General features: G+C 68.3%; 19 protein-coding genes. 6 read left to right on the forward strand and 13 right to left on the reverse strand.

All coding sequences use genetic code 11. The features are described 5' to 3' along the window. The first annotated feature begins 75 nt into the window (after positions 1-75). The gene (gene atzF / locus AC6CID_RS22880) at positions 76-1800 is read left to right on the forward strand and encodes an allophanate hydrolase (protein ID WP_217580290.1); all 1725 of its coding nucleotides are present in this window, start codon (positions 76-78) and stop codon (positions 1798-1800) included. Between the two features lie 31 nt (positions 1801-1831). Here the strand turns inward: atzF and AC6CID_RS22885 are convergent, their stop codons facing one another. From AC6CID_RS22885 to AC6CID_RS22900, 4 genes are all read right to left on the reverse strand, one after another. Continuing rightward, positions 1832-3268: a fatty acid desaturase family protein gene (locus AC6CID_RS22885; RefSeq protein ID WP_498354544.1), complete on the reverse strand. Its 1437-nt coding sequence runs from the start codon at positions 3266-3268 to the stop codon at positions 1832-1834. Positions 3269-3296: 28 nt separating this feature from the next. Continuing rightward, positions 3297-4394 carry a ferredoxin reductase gene (locus AC6CID_RS22890; RefSeq protein WP_064062055.1) on the reverse strand — a complete coding sequence of 366 codons (1098 nt, stop codon included), beginning with the start codon at positions 4392-4394 and terminating at the stop codon, positions 3297-3299. A 68-nt stretch (positions 4395-4462) separates the two neighbouring features. Beyond that, on the reverse strand, positions 4463-4795 hold the full coding sequence (locus tag AC6CID_RS22895; RefSeq protein WP_006553595.1) for a cupin domain-containing protein: 333 nt from the start codon (positions 4793-4795) through the stop codon (positions 4463-4465). Beyond that, positions 4795-5607, reverse strand: coding sequence for a class I SAM-dependent methyltransferase (locus AC6CID_RS22900; protein WP_064062060.1), 813 nt, complete (start codon positions 5605-5607; stop codon positions 4795-4797). Before AC6CID_RS22900 ends, AC6CID_RS22895 begins: the two co-directional genes overlap by 1 nt. 179 nt (positions 5608-5786) lie before the next feature. Here AC6CID_RS22900 and AC6CID_RS22905 point away from each other — a divergent pair, with 179 nt between their 5' ends. Then, entirely contained in the window at positions 5787-6464 is a 678-nt protein-coding gene (locus AC6CID_RS22905) for a helix-turn-helix transcriptional regulator (RefSeq protein ID WP_248846324.1), read from the forward strand. Between the two features lie 74 nt (positions 6465-6538). Here AC6CID_RS22905 and lpdA read toward each other — a convergent pair whose 3' ends face one another. From lpdA to AC6CID_RS22920, 3 genes are all read right to left on the reverse strand, one after another. Continuing rightward, positions 6539-7942 carry a dihydrolipoyl dehydrogenase gene (gene lpdA / locus AC6CID_RS22910; protein WP_006553599.1) on the reverse strand — a complete coding sequence of 468 codons (1404 nt, stop codon included), beginning with the start codon at positions 7940-7942 and terminating at the stop codon, positions 6539-6541. A 63-nt stretch (positions 7943-8005) separates the two neighbouring features. Further along, positions 8006-8827: an ABC transporter permease gene (locus tag AC6CID_RS22915; RefSeq protein ID WP_072740477.1), complete on the reverse strand. Its 822-nt coding sequence runs from the start codon at positions 8825-8827 to the stop codon at positions 8006-8008. Further along, entirely contained in the window at positions 8824-9780 is a 957-nt protein-coding gene (locus AC6CID_RS22920; RefSeq protein ID WP_230810012.1) for an ABC transporter ATP-binding protein, read from the reverse strand. Before AC6CID_RS22920 ends, AC6CID_RS22915 begins: the two co-directional genes overlap by 4 nt. 103 nt (positions 9781-9883) lie before the next feature. On the opposite strand from AC6CID_RS22920, the gene AC6CID_RS22925 reads away from it, so the two are divergent. Both AC6CID_RS22925 and AC6CID_RS22930 read left to right on the forward strand, forming a co-directional pair. Then, the gene (locus tag AC6CID_RS22925; RefSeq protein WP_230809933.1) at positions 9884-10609 is read left to right on the forward strand and encodes a TetR/AcrR family transcriptional regulator; all 726 of its coding nucleotides are present in this window, start codon (positions 9884-9886) and stop codon (positions 10607-10609) included. Between the two features lie 148 nt (positions 10610-10757). Further along, positions 10758-11417: a hemerythrin domain-containing protein gene (locus tag AC6CID_RS22930; RefSeq protein ID WP_498354545.1), complete on the forward strand. Its 660-nt coding sequence runs from the start codon at positions 10758-10760 to the stop codon at positions 11415-11417. 47 nt (positions 11418-11464) lie between these two features. Here AC6CID_RS22930 and AC6CID_RS22935 read toward each other — a convergent pair whose 3' ends face one another. From AC6CID_RS22935 to AC6CID_RS22950, 4 genes are read right to left on the reverse strand one after another with little or no spacing between them, the layout of a single operon-like run. Continuing rightward, positions 11465-12103, reverse strand: a complete 639-nt coding sequence (locus AC6CID_RS22935; protein WP_006553604.1) for a response regulator — start codon at positions 12101-12103, stop codon at positions 11465-11467. Beyond that, a complete protein-coding gene (locus AC6CID_RS22940; RefSeq protein WP_064852243.1) occupies positions 12100-13335 on the reverse strand; it encodes a sensor histidine kinase in 1236 nt (411 codons plus the stop codon). The genes AC6CID_RS22935 and AC6CID_RS22940 overlap by 4 nt, the downstream gene beginning before the upstream one ends. Before the next feature lie 26 nt (positions 13336-13361). Beyond that, positions 13362-14162 (reverse strand): ABC transporter permease, encoded by an 801-nt coding sequence (locus AC6CID_RS22945; RefSeq protein ID WP_019291134.1) that lies wholly within the window; start codon positions 14160-14162, stop codon positions 13362-13364. Next, positions 14159-15067 (reverse strand): ABC transporter ATP-binding protein, encoded by a 909-nt coding sequence (locus AC6CID_RS22950; RefSeq protein ID WP_498354546.1) that lies wholly within the window; start codon positions 15065-15067, stop codon positions 14159-14161. The genes AC6CID_RS22945 and AC6CID_RS22950 overlap by 4 nt, the downstream gene beginning before the upstream one ends. A gap of 181 nt (positions 15068-15248) precedes the next feature. On the opposite strand from AC6CID_RS22950, the gene AC6CID_RS22955 reads away from it, so the two are divergent. After that, positions 15249-15539 carry a hypothetical protein gene (locus AC6CID_RS22955; RefSeq protein ID WP_019291132.1) on the forward strand — a complete coding sequence of 97 codons (291 nt, stop codon included), beginning with the start codon at positions 15249-15251 and terminating at the stop codon, positions 15537-15539. 37 nt (positions 15540-15576) lie between these two features. Here AC6CID_RS22955 and AC6CID_RS22960 read toward each other — a convergent pair whose 3' ends face one another. Together AC6CID_RS22960 and AC6CID_RS22965 are read right to left on the reverse strand one after the other, a co-directional pair. Beyond that, positions 15577-16422 (reverse strand): SDR family oxidoreductase, encoded by an 846-nt coding sequence (locus AC6CID_RS22960; RefSeq protein ID WP_498354547.1) that lies wholly within the window; start codon positions 16420-16422, stop codon positions 15577-15579. Positions 16423-16452: 30 nt separating this feature from the next. Next, the gene (locus AC6CID_RS22965) at positions 16453-17787 is read right to left on the reverse strand and encodes a wax ester/triacylglycerol synthase domain-containing protein (protein WP_081263517.1); all 1335 of its coding nucleotides are present in this window, start codon (positions 17785-17787) and stop codon (positions 16453-16455) included. On the opposite strand from AC6CID_RS22965, the gene AC6CID_RS22970 reads away from it, so the two are divergent. Continuing rightward, positions 17786-19804 carry a prolyl oligopeptidase family serine peptidase gene (locus tag AC6CID_RS22970; RefSeq protein ID WP_019291130.1) on the forward strand — a complete coding sequence of 673 codons (2019 nt, stop codon included), beginning with the start codon at positions 17786-17788 and terminating at the stop codon, positions 19802-19804. The genes AC6CID_RS22965 and AC6CID_RS22970 overlap by 2 nt on opposite strands. Positions 19805-19829 lie beyond the last annotated feature (25 nt).

Raw genomic sequence — 19829 nt, forward strand, 5'->3', positions numbered from 1 at the left:
CCCTAACAAGGCTGTTACACAACGTCACAGAAGCGTCATTGCTGGTCCATAGCGTATACAGCCATGTCCACAAAGATGTATACAGCTGCGGCGCCCGTCTCCCCGGTGAGGGTGTCCGCCACCGATCGCGTTCGTGCCGCACTGGGCCGCATCGACGAGGTGGATCGACCCGAGGTGTGGATCACGCTGCGCAGCGCCGACGATCTTCTCGCCGACGCCGCCGAAGTGGACGCACGGGTCGCCGCCGGTGAGTCCCTTCCCTTCGCCGGTCTGGTCGTGGCGGTCAAGGACAACGTGGACGTCGCGGGAATCCCGACCACTGCGGCATGTCCCGAGTTCGCGTACGTCCCGGAGGAAACCGCTTCGGGTGTCGAGCGTCTGGTCGCCGCCGGCGCCGTCGTGCTGGGTAAGACCAACCTCGACCAGTTCGCCACCGGTCTCGTCGGCACCCGCAGCCCGTACGGGGCGGTGCGGTGCGCGTGGGATCCCGAGAAGGTCTCGGGCGGTTCGAGTTCCGGTTCGGCGGCCGCGGTGGCGCTCGGCATCGCCGACATCGGGCTGGGCACCGACACGGCCGGTTCGGGACGGGTACCCGCCGCGCTGCACGGAATCGTCGGCATCAAGGCCACTCTCGGCGTCATCCCGGCGCACGGCGTGGTCCCGGCCTGCGTCGACTACGACTGCCTCACGGTCTTCGCGACGTCGCTCGACCTGGCGGCGACCGCGGTCCGGATCATGGCCGGACCCGAACCCCGCGACCCGCGCAGCAGGACCTGGCCCGCGGATGTACGACTCGCCGCGCCGAACACTCTGCGCGTCGCGGTGCCGCGCGCCGAGGATCTCGAAGCGTTGTGTGAGGAGTACCGCGACGCCTTCGCCCGCACGGTGACCGCGGCACGCGAATCCGGCATCGAGATCGCGGAGGTGGTCATCTCACCGCTGCTCGATGCTGCCCTGCTTCTCTACGACGGTGCCGTCGTGGCCCAGCGCTACGCGGCCGTCGGCGAGTTCCTGTCGACGGCACCGGAGGGCGCCGATCCCACCGTCGCCGCGATCGTCGCCGGGGCGAAGAAGCCCGCCGCCTACGAACTCGTCGAGGACATCGACACGCTCACCCACGTGAAGGCGTTCGCCGCTGAACTGCTGGCCGGGTTCGACGGGTTGCTGCTCCCGACGACGACGGAACACCCGACGATCGCCGCGGTGCAGGCCGATCCGATCGCGATCAATCGGCGGATGGGCACCTACACGAACTTCTGCAACCTGCTGGACATGGCAGCGGTGGCGGTGCCCGGCGCGCCCACGGCGGCCGGTGAGCCGTTCGGGGTCATGGTCGTGGTCCCGGCTTTCGGCGACCAGGTGGCGGTGGACGTCGCGGCCGCGCTGAACGGTGTGGATGCACCGCGCGTCGTCGAATCCGGCGTCGAACTCGCGGTCTTCGGAGCACACCTGCGCGGTCAGCCGCTGCACTTCCAGCTCGAGGAACTCGGGGCGCGCTTCGTCGAGGAGGTGCACACCTCCGACGCGTACCGTCTCGCCGCACTGAACACGACGCCGCCGAAGCCGGGACTGGTGCGTCACGCACCGGGCGAGGGCGCCGCGATCGTCGGTGAACTGTTCCGGTTGTCGGAGGCCGGACTGGGCCGGTTCCTCGCTGCGCTGCCCGCCCCGATGACGTTGACGAGCGTCGAACTGGCGGACGGGCGGTGGGTCGTCGGTTTCGGGTGCACCCAGGACGCAGCCGCCGACGCGGTGGACATCACCGAGTTCGGCGGCTGGAAGGCCTACCGGGCGTCCTGACCCCGGCTCCGGAGTGCACCGGACGAACCGGTCAGCGGGGCGGCGGATCGACCTTCACACCGCCACCGGCGTGTTCCGGTCCGGCGTCGGGATGGTCGGCCGGCAGACGGTCGCGGAACCGTGCGGCCTCGCTGGGAACGGGACCGCCGGTGGGATCCTGCGAACGACGATACGGTCCGGGCTTCGGACGGGGCTTGCCGCCCGGGAAGGCGAGCCGGGCGATGGTGCGGTGCACCATGAACCACTGCTTGCCCAATCGCCCCGAGTTGTAGGGCAGTTCGTAACGCTCGCAGATGTCCTTGACCTTCGGCGCGACCTCCGCGTAACGGGTGCTCGGCATGTCGGGGAACAGGTGATGCTCCACCTGGTAGCCGAGATTGCCGCTGAGGATGTGGAACAGCGGGGTGCCTTCGATGTTCGCGGCGCCGACGAGCTGCCGCACGTACCACCCTCCACGCGACTCGTTCTCGACCTCCTTCTTCGAGAAGGTATAGGTCTGGTCCGGGAAGTGCCCGCAGAAGATGATCGCGTGCGCCCACACGTTGCGAATGATGTTGGCCGTGATGTCGGCGAGAACCGTCGCGAGGAAGGTCTTCTCGACACCGGGTAGATACCGGTCGGCGAGATGGGCTGCGGTACGAAACTTTCCGGACCGGCCCTTGCCCATCGGTCCCTTGCTCATCGACCGCAGTCGCCGGCCCAGACGAGAGGTCTTCGGCTGGGGCAACCGGCCCTGCAGCGCGACCTGCGCGAGACCGAACAGCGCGGCGCTCACCAGCGGCCAGCCGACGTAGTCCTTGACGAACTGCGCGCGGGCCTTGCCGAAGATGCCCTTCAGCTCCTCGATTACCTGACCGGTCGACTTCTCGCCGGCCCACAACGCCTCGAGGTCGAGGTCGTGCAGCGCCACACCCCATTCGAAGAGCACGGTGAGCAGCGCGTTGTAGAGAGGTTGCGCCAGGTAGACGGGGTGCCACTTCTGGTGCGGGTCGATCCGCATGATCTCGTAGCCGAGATCCTTGTCGAGGCCGCGGATGTTCGTGAACGTGTGGTGGATGTAGTTGTGCGAGTGCTTCCACGCCTCCGCGGTGGAGGCGGTGTCCCAGTCCCACACCGACGAGTGGATGTCCGGATCGTTCATCCAGTCCCACTGGCCGTGCATGACGTTGTGGCCGATCTCCATGTTCTCGAGGATCTTCGCCACTCCGAGACAGGCTGTCCCGGCCACCCAGGCGGGCTTGTACGACGACGCGAAGAGCAGTAACCGCCCCGCGACGACCAACTGCCGTTGCGCGGCGATGACGTTCTTGATGTACTGCCGGTCCTTGTCGCCGAGACTCGAGTACACCTCGTCGTGGATGGCGTCGAACTCCTTGGCGATCTGCTCGAGATCGTCGTCGCTCAGATGCGCGAGCGGACTCTGTGGTTCCCGTGTCCCGGTGTCGGTCCTGTCGATGCTTCTCGTCACGACGCCCCCTGCTTCGAAGCCGGTTGCTTCACAGTTCTATTTCGATGTCACCCTCCGCGGTGTGGATACAGGTACGCACCGCAGCCCCGGTGGGCTCGCTCACCTCGTCGGTCCGCAGGTCCCGGAGTTGCCCGGATTTCAGCGTTCCGACGCACGTGTGGCAGATGCCGATACGGCAGCCGTATGGCAACTTCAGGCCGGCGTTCTCGCCTGCGACCAGGATGGGTGTTCCCCCGTCGCACTCCACCTCTTTCTCGCTGTCGAGGAAGTGGATGGTGCCGCCCTCGCCGCTCCCGGCATTCCCACCGATGATCGGCTGGAAACGTTCGAGGTGGAATCTTTCGGGATCACCGTGTTCGTCCCAGTGTTCTTCGAGGGCGTCGAGCAGGTCGCGCGGGCCCGAGCAGAAAGCGTCGCGTTCGCGCCAGTCGGGGCACAGATCGCCGAGGTCGTCGGGGGTGATGCGGCCGCGGTCGCCGCTGAGCCACAGCTCGAGACGCATTCCGGGATGCCGCTCGTCGAGGTCGCGCAGGGTCGAGCCGAAGATCACCTCGTCCTCGGTGTGGGCGGAATGCACGACGACGACGTCGTCGATGCGGTCGCGGTGGTCGAGGCTGCGCAGCATGCTCATGATCGGGGTGATCCCGCTGCCCGCGCTGATGAACAGCATCTTCGCGGGCAGCGGGTCGGGCAGGGTGAACACGCCCTCGACCTCACCGAGGCGGACGATGTCGCCGGGCTCGAGTTTGCGGACCAGGTACGGCGAGACCACGCCATTCTCGACGAGTTTGGGTGTGATGCTGATGAGCCCGTCGACCGGATCGGGGTCGGAGGTGAGCGAGTACGCGCGCCAGTGGTAGACCCCGTCGATGACCACCCCGAGCCGCACGTACTGGCCCGGCTCGTGACCGCGCCACTCGTAGGCCGGGCGGATGAGCACCGATGCGGCGTCGCCGCCCTCGGGGACGACCCGCTCCACACGGCCGCGCAGTTCGCGGGTCGTCCAGAGCGGGTTGATCATCTCGAGATAGTCGTCGGGCCGCAGAGGTGTGAACAGGTGCCGCACCGTGCGCAGCAACCATCTCCGAACCGGGTGCACGTGTGGGCGAGCGCCGCGTTCCGCCATGGCGCAACACTACGCGGGCGCGCACACCTCACATGCACATTCGTCGCCGATGTGGGATCGGTGACAGCTCAGCGCAGGATCGTCAGCTGCACCACGGAATCGGCGTTCGCGACGAGGCGGTGCACGATGCCGGCGTCGACGTGGACGGCGGTACCCGGTACGAGCGACACGGTCTCGTCGGCGGTGCTGAACGAGATGTCGCCGGTGACGGCCTGCACGAGGATCGGAGCGCCGGCCTTGTGGTCGTCCATCGTCTGCCCGGCGACGAAGGACAGACGTACCACGGTGGCACCGGTGACCGCCGCGAGCTTCTCGATGCGTGGCCCGCTCCCCTCGCCCGCGTTGAGCTCCGCGAGCCCCTCGATACGGGTGAGCTTGCCCTCGACCTGCTGTGTACTCATCACGCTTCCTTCTTCGTGGCGACGATCTCGATCGCGACCAGATGCTTCTTGTACTTTGTGAACGTCGACCGCATCTGGAGCACCCGGCTGCGGGCGTCGGAGTCGCGAAGGACGTTGCGAACGAACTTCAGGGTGCCGGGCAGGCCCTCGTCGGCGAGGATGCGCTTGGGTTCGAGCAGCGCCATGGGAGCGAAGCCGATCTTCTCGACCTCGAATCCGTTCTCCTCGAACAGGGTCCGCCATTCCGCCGCGGTGAGCGGGCGGGCGTTGACCTTGATCGAGCGCGCGAGCGACGTGCGGATCTCGGTCTTGACCTCGTCATCGACCTCGTCGGGTTCGATCGCGAGTTCGTGGATGGCGTACCGGCCGCCCACACGGAGCACCCGGCGGGCCTCCTGCACGATCTCCGCCTTGTGCCTGTCGGTCTGCATGGTCAGCATCGCCTCGCCGACCACGACGTCGGCGACCTCGTCGTCGAGTCCGGTCTTCGATGCCTCGCCGCTGACCACACTGCCTCCGCCGGCGATGGCCTTGCGCGTCAGTTCGGCTGCCGTCTCGTCGGATTCGACTCCGGTGTAGCTGCCGGGCGAGTACGCGAGGATCTCTTGCGCCGTCCGGCCGAGGCCGGGCGCGAACTCGACGACGTCCGCGCCACGCAACCTCGCGTCGGCGAGCACGCGTGCCGTCAGTTCCTTACCGCCGGGCCGCAGCACACGCTTGCCCAGGCGGGCGAGCAGCCAGTGTCCCGGCAGGTGGGCGGTGTCCCTACCCGCAAGGGGGAGAGCGTCTTCCGATGCGCGCTTGTCCGCCATGTTCTGCACTCCTTCTCGCGAGGGCAAGGGTGGCTACGGTTCCGAGGCTCTCCGGACCGGTCGTAACGTGGACGGTGCGTCGGTTGTCGCCTCCATGGCGCCGACTATAGAGGATTTTCCTCCTTTTAATAAGGTGACCCTCACCTGAGAGTCACCGCGGGCGCGACGGGAGAGCGGACTTGGCACGGCGGGTGAAGCAACGCGAGCGGATTCTCGGCCTGTTGCGGGAGTCCTCGGGCCCGGTCGACGCCCATCATCTCGCCGCCACGCTCGACCTGCACGTCACGACCGTCCGCTTCCATCTCGCGGGCCTCGGGGAGGAAGGTCTCGTCCGCACCCGGCAACTTCCGATCGAGCGGGTCGGGCGCCCGCGCCTCGGCTACGTCGCGGTGAAGGAACCGTCCTACACCGATCTCGTCGCGCTGCTCGCCGCGCGGATCGGGGGCACCCCCACCGAGCGCGAGGACAAGGCGTTCGAGGTGGGCTCGGACTGGGCGGGCATGCTCGCCCTCGCACCCGCGCCGACCGTCGACGCCGGCACGCTCGTCATCGACGCCCTGCAGCAGTTGGGTTTCGAGACGCAGAGCGCGACGAACGCCTTCGGCACCCACAGCCTCACGTTGTGCACGTGCCCGCTCGCGGAGATCGCCCGCACGAATCCCGAAGTGGTGCGCGGCATCCAACGCGGATTGATCCAGCGTGTCCTCGACGACCACGCCGACCTGCTGCGCAGCCGCTACGCCGTCGACGTCCGGCCCGACCCGCAGGACGGTAACTGTCTCGTGCAGCTGGTGCTGCGCCCGGAGAAGGGCGGAACGACGTCAGCCCGCGACGACGGTCGAGTCGTCACGGGCTGAGCCGGTACATCCGAGCGGGGATCCGCCCACACGGAAGAAGGGTGAACGCGGGGCCTCGGGTCGGCCCCGCATCCTCAGAAGTTGATCATGTGTCCTGCGAGACCGTGGATGGCCTCCTGCAGCGCCTCGCTCAGAGTCGGGTGCGTGTGGACGTTGCGCGCGAGCTCGTTGACCGTGAGGTCCCACTTCTGGGCCAGGGTCAGCTCGGGCAGCAGCTCCGAGACGTCGGGGCCGATGAGGTGGCCGCCGATGAGCTCACCGTGGGTCTTGTCGGCGATGAGCTTGACGAAGCCGTTGGGATCGCCCAGACCGTGCGCCTTGCCGTTGGCGGTGAACGGGAAGGTCGCGACCTTCACGTCGTAGCCCTCGGCCTTCGCCTGCTCCTCGGTGAGACCGAAGGAGGCGACCTGCGGCTGGCAGAAGGTCGCACGCGGCATCATGCGGTAGTCGCCGAGCTCGAGGGTCTCGGCACCGCCGATGGTCTCGGCCGCGACCACGGCCTGCGCCTCCGCGACGTGCGCGAGCTGAAGCTTCGCGGTGACGTCGCCGATGGCGTAGATGCCCTTGACGTTGGTGCGCATGCGCTCGTCGATCGCGATGGCACCGCGGTCGGTGAGCTCGACGCCGGTGTTCTCGAGGCCGTAGCCCTCGACGCGCGGCGCGAAGCCGACCGACTGCAGCACCTTGTCGACCGTGACGGTCTCGACGTTGCCGGACTTGTTGTCCTTGATCTCGACGGTCACCTTCGAACCGTCGTCCGAGATCTTCTGCACCGCGGCACCGGTCTTGATGGTGATGCCGAGCTTCTTGTACGCCTTGGCGATCTCCTTGGAGACGTCGGCGTCCTCGTTGGGCAGTGCGCGGTCGAGGAACTCGACGATGGTGACGTCGACCCCGTAGTTCTTCAGGACGTAGCCGAACTCCATGCCGATGGCACCGGCACCGACGATGACGATGGACTCGGGGAGGTCGCGGGTGAGGATCTGCTCCTCGTAGGTGACGACGTTGTCGCTGAGCTCGGTGCCCGGCAGCAGCTTGGTGACGGAGCCGGTGGCGATGATGACGTTGTCGAAGGTCACCTGTTCGGTGCCGCCCTTGGTGAGGGTCACCTCGATGGTCTTGGCGTCGACGAACGAGCCCTTACCGTCGTATTCGGTGATCTTGTTCTTCTTCATGAGGAAGTGCACGCCCTTGGTGCGCCCGTCCGCGACCTTGCGGCTGCGGTCGTAGGCGGCACCGAAGTCGAAGGACACGTCTCCCGAGATGCCGAAGGTCTTGGCCTCTTTGTTGAAGAGATGTGCCAGCTCGGCGTTGCGGAGAAGTGCCTTCGAGGGGATGCAGCCGACGTTCAGGCAGACACCACCCCAGTACTTCTGCTCGATGATGGCGGTGCTCAGTCCCAGCTGTGCCGCGCGGATAGCAGCGACGTACCCACCGGGACCGGCTCCGAGGACAACGACGTCATAGTGTGAGGTCACGGATATACAGGGTAGTCCCGCCCGATTCCGGTGTCTGCCGATGGTCCGGTTACCGGCCGGTAGCTACCGGATCCGGTGATCGGCCGTGTATCGGCGCACGGCGAGCGGGACCGTCACGGCGAGCAGCACGACGCACCAGCCGAACGCCGACCACACCGGATGGTGCAGCGGCCACGCCGCATCCGCGGGTACCGGCGCGGACGCCGAGAGCAGCTCGCGCAGCGCACCTACGACGGCACTGACGGGATTCCACTCGGCGATCTGTCGGACGACCACCGGCATCGTGTCGGTGGGCACGAAGATGTTCGAGAACATGATCGTGCCGAAGATCATGGGTGCGCACTGCTGCAGGACCTGTTCGTCCCGGATCGAGACGCCGAGCCACACACCTGCCCACGAGAATGCGAACCGGAACAACAGCAGCACCACCGCGGCGAGGGCGATCTCCCCGGCGCCCGCTTCGATCCGCCAGCCGACGAGATATCCGATGCCGACCATCGGCGCCAGCGTGACCGCACACGTCAGGGTCTCGGCGAAGGCGAGTCCGGCGGGCGCGGCCACCGGGGAGGTGGGCAGGGTCCGGAAGCGATCCGACAGTCCGCTGCGCATGTCGGCGTTCGCGGTGGCGGCGGTGGTCGCGAGGCCCATGGCCGCCACGAGGACGAGCACACCCGGCATCAGGTATGCGCGGTAGGCGGCGCCCTCGCCACCGGACAGGGCGCCGGCGAAGACGAATCCGAAGAGCAGCATCATGCCCAGCGGTGCGGCGAGGGTGACGAACAGCAGGGCCGGCGAGTGCCGGTAGGTCAGCAGGACGCGATGCAGCAACGTCCGGGTGCCGGTGAGGGCAGAACTGCCGTGGCCGGACTCGTGGATGGTGGTCATGCGGACTCCTCGATTCGCTCGCGTCCGGTCAGGGTCAGGAATGCCTCGTCGAGACCGACTCGACGACGGCCGATGTCGTCGACGGGGACACCCGCGTCGTCGAGGGCGCGCAGCACGGGCAGCAGTGGCACCGAGTGGGCGTCGGTCGTGAAGGACAGCCGGACCGAGCCGTTCTCGACCGGCACCTGGATGCCGTTGTGGCGCAAGCCGAATGCGCCGATGACGGCGACGGCCTCGTCGATGTGGGCGGCACCGGGGAGGACGAGGTCGAGTCCGGAGCCGACCGCCTCCTTGATCTCGGCGGGAGTGCCGGTCGCGATCGTCCGGCCCGCGTCGAGGATGGTGATGTCGTCGGCGAGCCGGTCGGCCTCGTCGAGATACTGCGTGGTGAGCAGGACCGCGGTGCCCTCGGCGACCAGTTCGCCGACCATCCCGTAGATCTCGTTGCGGCTGCTCGGGTCGAGACCGGTGGTCGGTTCGTCGAGGAAGAGCACGTCGGGTCGCACGAGCATCCCGGCGAGCAGATCCAGCCGCCGGCGCATGCCGCCGGAGTAGGTGCTCGCCTGCCGGTTCGCAGCATCGGCGAGGCCGAAGCGGTCGAGCAGTTCGACCGTGCGGGTGTGGGCGGCGCGGCCGGCCAGACCGTGCAGGCGAGCGACGATCATCAGGTTCTCGACACCGGTCAGTCGTAGATCCACCGCGTGGTACTGGCCGACGAAGCCGATGCAGCGCTTCACGCGGGTCGCGTCGTGCACCACATCGAAGCCGCGTACGCGGGCACGTCCGGCCGTGGGCCGCAGCAGGGTGGCGAGCATCCGGACGATGGTGGTCTTCCCCGATCCGTTCGGACCGAGGAGCGCATGGACGCGCCCCGGCGGGACGCGCAGGTGGACGTCGTCGACGACGATGCGATCGCCGAACGCCCGGGTGAGGCCTTCCGCCTCGAGTGCCATCTCGATCACGATCCACCTCTCGATTGGGAACACCGTTCGCAGTTCGAGGGTACGCATCTGCGAACATCGTTCGCAACCCGTTCGAGGGGGCATGCTGTCCTGCATGACGGTCTCCGACTCGATCTGGCTGCGGTCCGACACCGGGCGCCCCGGCCCGCGACCGGCCTACACGCTCGATCAGCTCGCAGACGCGTGCGTGCGGATCGCCGACGAGGACGGCATCCGCGCCCTGTCCATGCGCAGGCTCGCCGACGCCCTCGGCACCGCCCCCGCGTCGCTCTACCGCTACGTCTCCGGCAAGACCGATCTCGTGGACCTCATGGTCGACCGGGCCGGAGCCGAATACCGCTTCGCTCCGCTGACCGGTGACGTGCGCGCCGACGTACTCGACGTCGCCGAACAGTCCCGCGCAATCCACCGCCGGCATCCCTGGCTGAGCCAGGTCACGGCATCGACGCTCGGCCCGAACTCGATGCGGTATCTCGACCACCTCGTCGGCGCCCTCGCCCCCGCCGGACTCGACCCGACCGCGACGATGACCGGAGTCGCCCTCCTGTCGGGGTGGGTCACCAACTTCGCCGCGCAGGAGGCCGCCGGGATGTCTGCAGGGGCGGCCGGCGGCGGAGCCGCGCACATCGCCGCGATGCTCGAGCACGGCGACTACCCGCATCTCACCGCCCTGATGACCGGCGCGTCCGCCGGAGGATCCGCAGGTGATGTCGCAGATGCGGACAGCCGCAGCGGTGCGGACGACGGATCCGATGCGAACGACCGTGCGTTCCGCGCCGGCATCGACGCGCTCCTGTTCGGCATCGCGCCGACCCGCTGACATCAGCTGTCGGCTCCCTGCAAGTGCCGGAGTGATGATCACGGACCGAGCGCGCGGAGACATTCTTGGCGACCACTTGGTGCGCGACGATCTCCGGCGCCCGCTCGGCACCAAGCCGGTTCCAAGTCCGGCCGCGCACGCTACCGACATGACTTCCGCATCCCTCACCCCGCGCCTCACCACCGACGACGACCTGCTCGGAATGCGGCTCGCGTACCGCGTGATCCTCCGCGACGTCACCCGGCTCCGCGAACTGGCGGACCGGATGCTCGCAGATCCGTCGAGCTTCGACAGGGCCCGCTACGCGGCGACCGCCGACTATGTCGGACTGTTCGTCGCGAGTCTCTACCACCATCACAACGTGGAGGACCTCGCACTCTGGCCGCTGATCACCGCGTCGGCCGGACCCCACGTCGACTTCACCGAACTCACCGACGACCACGACGAACTCGACCCGCTCCTCGACGAACTCGGCGAATTCACCCGCGGGCTCCCCGACCCCGCGGCAGTGGCCGGCTTCGCACGCACCCTCCGCACGCTGAGTGAGCACCTCCACGAGCACATCGCGGACGAGGAGCGAACGGTCTTCCCGCTCATCACCGGGCACGTCTCCGCCGACGCGTGGCAGCGGTTCGAGAAGGACGCCCAGCGCGGTGGCCGGGCCGACTTCGACCTCACCCGCTTCTTCGCCGTGATGACCGAGGACGAGACCGAGCGGGTCCGCCGCGAACTGCCCCTTCCGGTGCGACTGATGGTCGCGGTCTTCTCCCGTCGGCAACGACGCCGCGAGCGTGCGGTGTTCGGCTGACCCTGCTGTTCGGCTGACCCTGCTGTTCGGCTGACCCTGCTGTTCGGCTAACCCAGGATCCCGCGGTCGTAGGCGACTGCGACCGCGGCCGCCCTGTCCTTCACCTCGAGCTTCGCGAAGACGTGGGTCAGGTGGGTCTTCACGGTCGCCTCGCTGATGAACAGCTCCTGGGCGATGGCCCGGTTCGAGGTGCCCTTCGCGACGAGCGCCAGCACCTCACGCTCCCGGGCGCTGAGCGCCTGCGGGGCGGTGGGTGTCCGCATGTGGTTCATCAACCGCGACGCGACCACCGGCGACAAGACGGTCCGTCCCTCCGCCGCGGCCCGCACCCCGGCGAACAGGTCGTCCCGCAGAGCGTCCTTGAGCAGGTAGCCGGTCGCGCCGGCCTCGATCGCAGGCACGGTGTCGGCGTCCGTGTCGTAGGTCGTCAGCACCAGGACGCGACTGCGCGCACCTCGCGCGACGAGTTCGGTGATCGCCTGCACTCCCCCGCCTCCCGGCATCCGCAGGTCCATGAGCACCACGTCGGGGTCGAGTTCGAGCGTGAGGGTCACGGCCTCCGGACCGGAGGCAGCCTCTCCGACCACGTCGAATTCCGGGGATGCGGCGAACATTCCGCGCAGGCCGTCCCGCACGACGGGGTGGTCGTCGACGATCAGCACGGTGATCTCGTCCGCGTCGGTCACGACATCCTCCCGGCCCTGATCAGCGGCACCCGCACCGAGACCGCGGTCCCCACACCCGGTTCGGACTCGACGTCCACGACGCCGGCGATCCGGTCGGCACGGGACTGCATGCCCCGCAACCCGAATCCGTCGCCCGGTGTCGCGCACGGATCGAAACCGCATCCGTCGTCCCGGATGTCCACACTCACTTCGTCGTCCATATAGGACACCGTGACACCGGCACGGTGTGCGGAGGAATGCTTGGCGACGTTCGCGAGGGCCTCCTGGGTGATGCGGAACAACGTCACGCCGATGTCGTCGTGCAACGGTTCGGTGGTGCCCGTGACCGTGAGATCGACCCGGATCCCGTGTTCGGCCGACCATCTCTCCACCTCGTGGGCCAGCGCGTCGTCGAGCGTGCGGTGCTCGAGTGCCTCGGGAGCGAGATTGCGCACCGAGCGGCGGGCATCGCCGAGGCTGCGTCGCGCAAGGTCCGTGGCCCTCTCGACGTGGCGCCGCGCCGCCTCCGGATCGGCGGTGTCCTGTGCCGCCTGCAACTGCGTGACGATCCCGGCCAGGCCCTGGGCGAGGGTGTCGTGGATCTCCGCGGCGAGCCGGCGGCGCTCGTCGTCGATCCCCGCTTCCCGGGCATGCACCAGCAGCTGCGCGTGCAGGGCCTGGTTCTCGGACAGCGCGTTCTCGAGTCGGACGTTGGTGCGTTCGAGTTCGGTGATCGCAGCGAGCCGTTCGAGACTTCGCTGCTCGTCGCGTTCGGCGAGCCTCATCATCAGCATGGAAATCGAGGCGTTGAGCACGACGAGGAGCCCGAACGCGATCCACATCGTCGTGTCCTCCGGCGGCAGACCACCCGCCTGCGAACCCGCCACCGTCACGGCGGTGACGATCAGCCCGAACCGGATCCAGCGGTCCGGCAGCATCGCGTGGGCATCGAAGTAGCCGGAGGCCGCGTAGATCGCGAAGAACGGGTTGAGCCAGCTCAGGACGAACGCCAGGGCGGACCGGAGCAGGTAGTAGACCGCGTCGCCCTCCGGCATCGACCGGCGGCGGCGACCGCGCCACAGTTCCAGACCCACCGCCACCGCGGTGAGCACCGCTGCCGTGTACCGCTCGGCGGGACTCATCAACAACGTCGCGGTGCCGACGGACAGGACGGTGCCGGTCGCGAGCATCCCCACCGGCGCCCATCTGTAGGTCCGAAGCCACGGATCGTCGGTGGTCGTCGGTGCCGTCATGGCTTCCAGGATGACGGTCGACGCCGTCACTGCCAACGGAACCACCGGATCGCCACGCCGGTCAGGACGACGGTCCAACCCACCACGACCGCGATGCCACCGAGATTCGGCAGGCCGCCCGCGGCGGTCTCGTCGAGCAGTTGCGCTGCGGCACCGAAGGGTGTCAGCTCCACGATCCGTCGCAGCAGCTCGGGCATCGCCTGCACCGGAAGCCATACGCCCGCACTGAACATCAACGGGAAGAACACGATCGTGCCCAGCGTCTGAGCGATCCGCACGGAAGGTGCCACCGCAGCCAGTGTCCCTCCCGCGCTCAGTGCCGCAGCGAGAGTGACGAGTACCGCGAGTGCGTATCCCCACGGCTGGGCGGGGAAGGCGACTCCGAAGGCCGCCCGACCGACGATCAGTGCGAGGAAGACCGACGCCAGGACCGCGATCGCGTGCACCACGATCTGTGCGGTCAGCAGGTGCGACGGACTCGCCGGGGTCACGGCGAGCCTGCGGAGGATTCCCCGTTCTCGGTACGACGACAACACCGCGGGCATCGTCTGGACACCGGCCACGATCATCGCGAGGAGGATCGCCACGGGGACGTACAGATCGATCACCCGCAGACCACCGAGGTCCGGATCCGGTTCCCGGAAACCGGGAATCAGGCCGAGGATCACGAGCAACAGCGTGGGGAAGACGAGGATCCAGAAGAGCGCCCCGGGTTCCCGCGTGAACAGTCGTGCCTCGGTACGCAGAACGGCGGTCGATGCGGACATCGTCGGGGTGCTCGTCGTCGACGTCTCGACGAGCCTGGTGCGGACGGTCGGGTCGGTCATGACGTGCTCCTGGTGTCGGTGAGATCGAGGTAGGCGTCGTCGAGGGTCGCTTCGGCGATGCGGAGGCGTTCGGCCGTGACGCCGAGGCGTGCCAACAGGCCGAGTACCGCGTGGATCGACTCCTCACCGCCTTCGACGGCCACCCGTTCCCGGGCGGTGTGCACGGAGACGACGCCGGGCTGGGCTTCGAGGAGCGCGGGGTCGAGCGGACCGGACGGGTGGAACGAGACCACGATCGCTGCGGACGACTGCCCGATCAGCTGGGCCGGCGTCCCCAGCGCACGGATGCGCCCGGAATCGAAGACCGCGACACGGTCGCAGAGGCGTTGTGCCTCTTCCATGAAATGTGTGACGAGCAGGACGGTGACGCCGGAATCACGCACCTCCTCGATCAGTTCCCAGGTGTCACGGCGCCCACGCGGGTCGAGTCCGGTGGTGAGTTCGTCGAGGACGACGACGCGCGGTGAACCGATGAGTGCCAGTGCGATGAACAACCGCTGTTTCTGGCCCCCGGACAGTTTCGTGAACCGGGTGTCGAGCATGCGGCCGAGCCCGAGGCGTTCGGCGAGCACATCGCCGTCCGCGGGTCGGGCGTAGAAGGCCGCGTACAACCGGAGGGCCTCGCGCACGGTCAATTTCGGCTGCAGCTCACTCTGCTGCAACTGCGTGCCGAGCAGTTCGGTGACGGCCCGGTGGTCGCGGACCGGGTCGAGGCCGGCGACGCGGACGGTGCCCTCATCGGGTTTTCGCAGACCCGAGATGTGTTCGACGGAGGTCGTCTTCCCGGCCCCGTTCGGACCGAGGACCCCGAAGATCTCACCTTCGTGGATCTCGAAGCTCACGCCGTCCACGACGGCGCGACCTCCGTACGACTTGTGCAGATTGTTCACTTCGACGATCGGCATGCATCGAGCGTCGCGCGGAGCACCGGTCCCGCACATCGTCCGTCCGTCTCGATCGGATGTCCCCCGATCGGATGATGGCGAGGGTCATCCGGTTCGGGCATGATGTCGCCGTGCGTGTTCCCCGTCGAGATCAACCCGCGCGGCGCGAGGCCGCTCGGGTGTTCGAACCGGGAGAACCCACATGGAATACAACGCAATGATCGAAATCGACGCCGACCTCGATCTCCTGACCGACGACGAGACCGTCGACCTCATCGAACCGATCGTCCCGCACCACGGGGCGGTGGGCCGCAGCGACAACGGTCGCGCCCAGCTCATCATCACCGTCGACGCCGTCGACGCGATCCACGCCCTGCGGTTCGTGCGCGACCTGATGCAGGACTCGTACTCGTCCTACCGCGTGAACGCGGTGGATGTATTGCCCACCAGCGCGTTCGACGCGATCTACGGTTTCGGCGACTACTTTGCCTGATACGGGAGCGCGGTGGGGGTCCGCGCTGCGCGGACCCTCACTTGCGGCGCCCGAACCTGCGCATGCCGAGCAGGTAGCGCGGGATCGACCGGAACGGGACCCGCACCGGCCAGTCGTCGGGACGGAAGTACGCCTCGGTGCCGCCGTCGACCACCACGACGCTGCCCGTCATGAAGTCCGCCGCCGGGGACAGCATGAATTCGACCCACTGCGCGATCTCGTCGGGCTTCCCGAAGCCCCCGAGCGGAACGGGGAAGCTCTCCACCACCTTCCCGAGGGGGCTCTCGAGTTGCGCGTCGAGCAGCGGGGTGGAGATCGCTCCGGGCGCGAGGATGTTGAGGCGGATGCCGGCACCCGCCCACTCGGGGGTGACCGCGGCGCGTCGCACCCATCGGGTCACGGCGATCTTCGACGCCGCATAGGTGAACGGCGGGCCCGCCTGCGAGATGCGGGTGGTGCGCACGACGCCCTTGTCCATGTCGCCGGCGAGGAAGGCCTTCACCGCCGAGTTCGGCACGCCGGGAGTCGTGGTCGTCGAATTGGATCCGAACACCACGACCTTGCTGTTCGCGGAGGCGGCCAGAGCTGCTCGCCATCCGACAAGCAGGTCGATCACGCCGCGCACGTTGACCTGCGCGATGATCTCCTCCTTGCCGGGGGTGGGGCCCAGGCCCGCGGCGAGCACGGCACCGTCGAGACGGCTGCCCGCCAGCTCGAGCGTGGCCCGGACGGCGTGGGAACGACCCTCCGGAGTGGATAGGTCCGCCGTGACCTCGGTGTCCTTCAGGTCGATGCCGATCACCGTGTGCCCGGCGGCCCGCAGCCGCTCCGCGCTCGCCCGGCCCATTCCCGAGGCGGCACCCGTCACCGCATAAGCCGCCATGTGCCCCTCCATCGTTGGATTCGGGGCACGTTACAGCGAGGCGACCGCCTCGTGCAGCAGGGCGACGTACCGAGCGAGACCTGCCGCGTCGAGGACATCCGGGGAGGTCGTCACCGACAGGGTCACGGTGTCGCCGATCCCGTGCACGCCGTGGGTGAGCGCCTGCACGGGCGACAGGCCCGGGAAGCCCGAGGTGAACCGCACCCGCCCGCCACCGAGTTCCAGGTCGGCCGGACCTCGGTAGACGCTCGACACGACGGTGTTGCCCGTGACGGTGGGTGGGACGACGGACAGGTCGAGTCGGTCGGTACCGAACCGCAGCAACGGTGCGGGGACGTGGTCGTCGGTGCGGACCCGGATCGCCATGGCGGGGTGCCGCGCACGGATCCGTTGCAACGCCAGGTCGGCGGCGATCGCCGCGGCACGTTCGTGCGGTTCGCGGAGCGCGCAGTGCAGGTCGACGCCGACGTTGCGGTAGCTGTTGCGGGCCGTGCCCGGCGCCACCGCGACCGGCACCTCGGCGGACAGTTCGTCGACGCCGAGGAGCTGCGACAGGGCGGCGCCGATGGCCGTGAGCGCGCCGATGGTGACCGTGCCGACGCCGCGCAGGGCGGCGGAGTCGAACACGAGTGTGCGGACCGTCCGCCGCGGCCCGGGTGCGGTGTTCACAGCGACCAGCGGCCTCCCCGGGGTGGGTGGCGGCACCGAGGGGTCGGCGAGCTGTCGCGCCGCATCCACCGACCGCCGCCCGTCGGCGATCACCCGTGGAATCGAGAACGGCAGCCGCAGGACGGCACGCGTAAGCATCCCGGCGGGCGAGAGGGCGCGCGGCGGTGTCGTGGGTGTCGCGGTGCCCGCCAGCAGATCGCGGGCGAGCGCGGAGGTGCGCACCCCGTCGGCGAAGGCGTGCGACATCTGCAGGACGACCACGAGGGCGGGACCGTTCCCGCGCGGAGCACCCGTGACATGTGGGAAGACGTGCAGTCGCCACGGCGAGACGGTGACGTCGACGCGGGTCGCGACGAGCCCGGACAGCGCGACGAGCATCTGTTCGTAGCTGCCGGATTCGTGGACGACGAACCGGTCTTCTGCTGGGGTGTGCGCTGCCCAGTAGGGATAGTCGAGACCCGCGGGTACCTCGACCATCCGTACCTGCAGCTCCCCCATCACCGCCGCCCGCGACCGCAGTTCGTCGAGCACGTCGGCGACCGGAGTCGCGGGGGCGTCGAAACAGTAGAGGGCGAACAGGTCGCCCGGGATGCGGTCGCCGAGCCATTCCCGGCGCGCGTCCGACGGATGCATCTGCACGAGGTCACAGTCTGCCTGCCGCCGGAGGCACGTGCGGGGCGGGTATGAATGGATCATGAGCGACGACACGACCGATCCGTACCTATGGCTCGAGGACGTCACCGGCGAGGAACAACTCGACTGGGTGCGTGCCCGGAACGACCGAACGGTCGAGGAGTACACCCGCACCGAGAGCTTCACCGACCTCGAATCCCGCATCCGCGAGATCCTCGACACCGACGCCCGCATCCCCTATGCGCGTCGGCGGGGCGAGTACCTCTACAACTACTGGCGGGACGCCGAGCACGTACGCGGCCTGTGGCGTCGCACGACGATGGAGCAGTACCTGCGCGACGAACCCGAATGGGACGTCCTCGTCGACCTCGACGCCGTCGCCGAGGAAGAGGGCGAGAACTGGGTGTGGTCGGGTGCCCAGGTGCTGCGGCCCGATCAGACCCGCGCGCTCATCAGCTTGTCGCGCGGTGGTGCCGACGCGAGTGTGATCCGCGAGTTCGATCTCGTCGAGCGACGATTCGTCTCGGGCCCGGACAGTTTCGAACTACCCGAGGCGAAGACGGACATCGGGTGGATCGACTCCGACACCGTCTATGTGGGAAGCGATTTCGGCGACGGGTCGCTCACCGACTCGGGTTATCCGCGACTCGCGAAGCGTTGGCGGCGCGGCACTCCGATCGATGAGGCCGAGACGGTCTTCGAAGGTGAGCGCACCGATGTCGCTGTCTCCGCCTGGTACGACAACACCCCCGGATACGAGCGCAGCTTCGTCGACCGCGCGATCGACTTCTACCGGGCGCAGCGTTTCGAACTCACCGCGGACGGCGAGCTCGTCGAACTGGATGTTCCCGACGACGCGCGGGTGAGCGTGTACCGCGACCACCTGCTCGTGCGCACCCGCTCCGAATGGCTCGGCCATCCCGCCGGCACGCTGCTCGCCGCGAACTATCCGGCCTTCCTCGCCGGCTCGCGTGAGGTGACGGTGCTGTTCGCCCCGGACGAGCACACCTCGCTCGAGCAGTACGCGTGGACGCAGAATCACCTGCTCGTCGTCACACTGCGCGACGTGCAGACCCGCGTGCGGGTGCTCACACCGGGTGAGGACGGTTGGTCGGACGAGGAACTGCCCGACGTCCCCGATGCCACGTCGACTTCGATCATCGACGTCGATCCGCTCAACAGCGACGACTTCTTCCTCAACTCCAGCGGTTTCACGATCCCTGCGACCCTGCTGTCGGGGACGGTCGGCGGCCCGGTGGAGGCGATCAAGCAGGCCCCGTCGTTCTTCGACGCCGAGGGCATCACCGTCGAGCAGTTCTTCGCGACGTCCGACGACGGCACGCAGGTGCCCTACTTCGTGGTCGGCAGCAACACCGGAACCCCGTCGCCCACACTGTTGTACGGGTACGGCGGGTTCGAGAACTCGATGGTGCCGGCCTACAGCGGCGGCGTCGGGCGGGCGTGGCTCGAGAAGGGCTACACCTACGTCATCGCGAACATCCGCGGTGGCGGCGAGTACGGACCCAGCTGGCACACGCAGGCCCTGAAGGAAAACCGGCACAAGGTCTTCGAGGACTTCGCCGCGGTCGCGAAGGATCTCGTCGCGCGCGGGATCACGACGGCCGAGCAGCTCGGCACCCAGGGCGGCAGCAACGGCGGTCTGCTCATGGGCGTGATGCTCACCCGCTGTCCCGAACTGTTCGGGGCGATCGTGTGCCAGGTGCCGCTGCTCGACATGAAGCGCTACCACCTGCTGCTCGCCGGTGCGTCGTGGATGGCCGAGTACGGCGACCCCGACAACCCCGCGGAGTGGGAGTTCCTGTCGAAGTACTCGCCGTACCAGAACACCGACCCGGATGCCGACTACCCGCCGATCCTCGTCACCACGTCGACGCGCGACGACCGGGTGCATCCCGGCCATGCGCGGAAGATGGTGGCGCGGCTCGAAGAGCAGGGTCACGAGGTCCGGTACTACGAGAACATCGAGGGCGGCCACGGCGGCGCTGCCGACAACGCCCAGGCGGCGTTCAAGTCGGCGCTGACGTTCACCTTCCTGGCGGACAAGCTCGCGAACCGGTGAACTTCGGGGAGGCTGTGTGCGTTCT

This window comes from Rhodococcus sp. GQ147, from assembly GCF_059759155.1.

What these genes read in the sequence shown, in the direction of transcription:
- atzF (WP_217580290.1), top strand. Translation starts at nt 76, where the DNA reads ATGTATACAGCTGCGGCGCCCGTCTCCCCGGTGAGGGTGTCCGCCACC.
- AC6CID_RS22890 (WP_064062055.1), bottom strand. Translation starts at nt 4,394, where the DNA reads ATGGCGGAACGCGGCGCTCGCCCACACGTGCACCCGGTTCGGAGATGG.
- AC6CID_RS22895 (WP_006553595.1), bottom strand. Translation starts at nt 4,795, where the DNA reads ATGAGTACACAGCAGGTCGAGGGCAAGCTCACCCGTATCGAGGGGCTC.
- AC6CID_RS22900 (WP_064062060.1), bottom strand. Translation starts at nt 5,607, where the DNA reads ATGGCGGACAAGCGCGCATCGGAAGACGCTCTCCCCCTTGCGGGTAGG.
- AC6CID_RS22915 (WP_072740477.1), bottom strand. Translation starts at nt 8,827, where the DNA reads ATGACCACCATCCACGAGTCCGGCCACGGCAGTTCTGCCCTCACCGGC.
- AC6CID_RS22920 (WP_230810012.1), bottom strand. Translation starts at nt 9,780, where the DNA reads ATGGCACTCGAGGCGGAAGGCCTCACCCGGGCGTTCGGCGATCGCATC.
- AC6CID_RS22925 (WP_230809933.1), top strand. Translation starts at nt 9,884, where the DNA reads ATGACGGTCTCCGACTCGATCTGGCTGCGGTCCGACACCGGGCGCCCC.
- AC6CID_RS22930 (WP_498354545.1), top strand. Translation starts at nt 10,758, where the DNA reads ATGACTTCCGCATCCCTCACCCCGCGCCTCACCACCGACGACGACCTG.
- AC6CID_RS22940 (WP_064852243.1), bottom strand. Translation starts at nt 13,335, where the DNA reads ATGACGGCACCGACGACCACCGACGATCCGTGGCTTCGGACCTACAGA.
- AC6CID_RS22945 (WP_019291134.1), bottom strand. Translation starts at nt 14,162, where the DNA reads ATGACCGACCCGACCGTCCGCACCAGGCTCGTCGAGACGTCGACGACG.
- AC6CID_RS22950 (WP_498354546.1), bottom strand. Translation starts at nt 15,067, where the DNA reads ATGCCGATCGTCGAAGTGAACAATCTGCACAAGTCGTACGGAGGTCGC.
- AC6CID_RS22955 (WP_019291132.1), top strand. Translation starts at nt 15,249, where the DNA reads ATGGAATACAACGCAATGATCGAAATCGACGCCGACCTCGATCTCCTG.
- AC6CID_RS22960 (WP_498354547.1), bottom strand. Translation starts at nt 16,422, where the DNA reads ATGGCGGCTTATGCGGTGACGGGTGCCGCCTCGGGAATGGGCCGGGCG.
- AC6CID_RS22970 (WP_019291130.1), top strand. Translation starts at nt 17,786, where the DNA reads ATGAGCGACGACACGACCGATCCGTACCTATGGCTCGAGGACGTCACC.
- AC6CID_RS22965 (WP_081263517.1), bottom strand. Translation starts at nt 17,787, where the DNA reads ATGATCCATTCATACCCGCCCCGCACGTGCCTCCGGCGGCAGGCAGAC.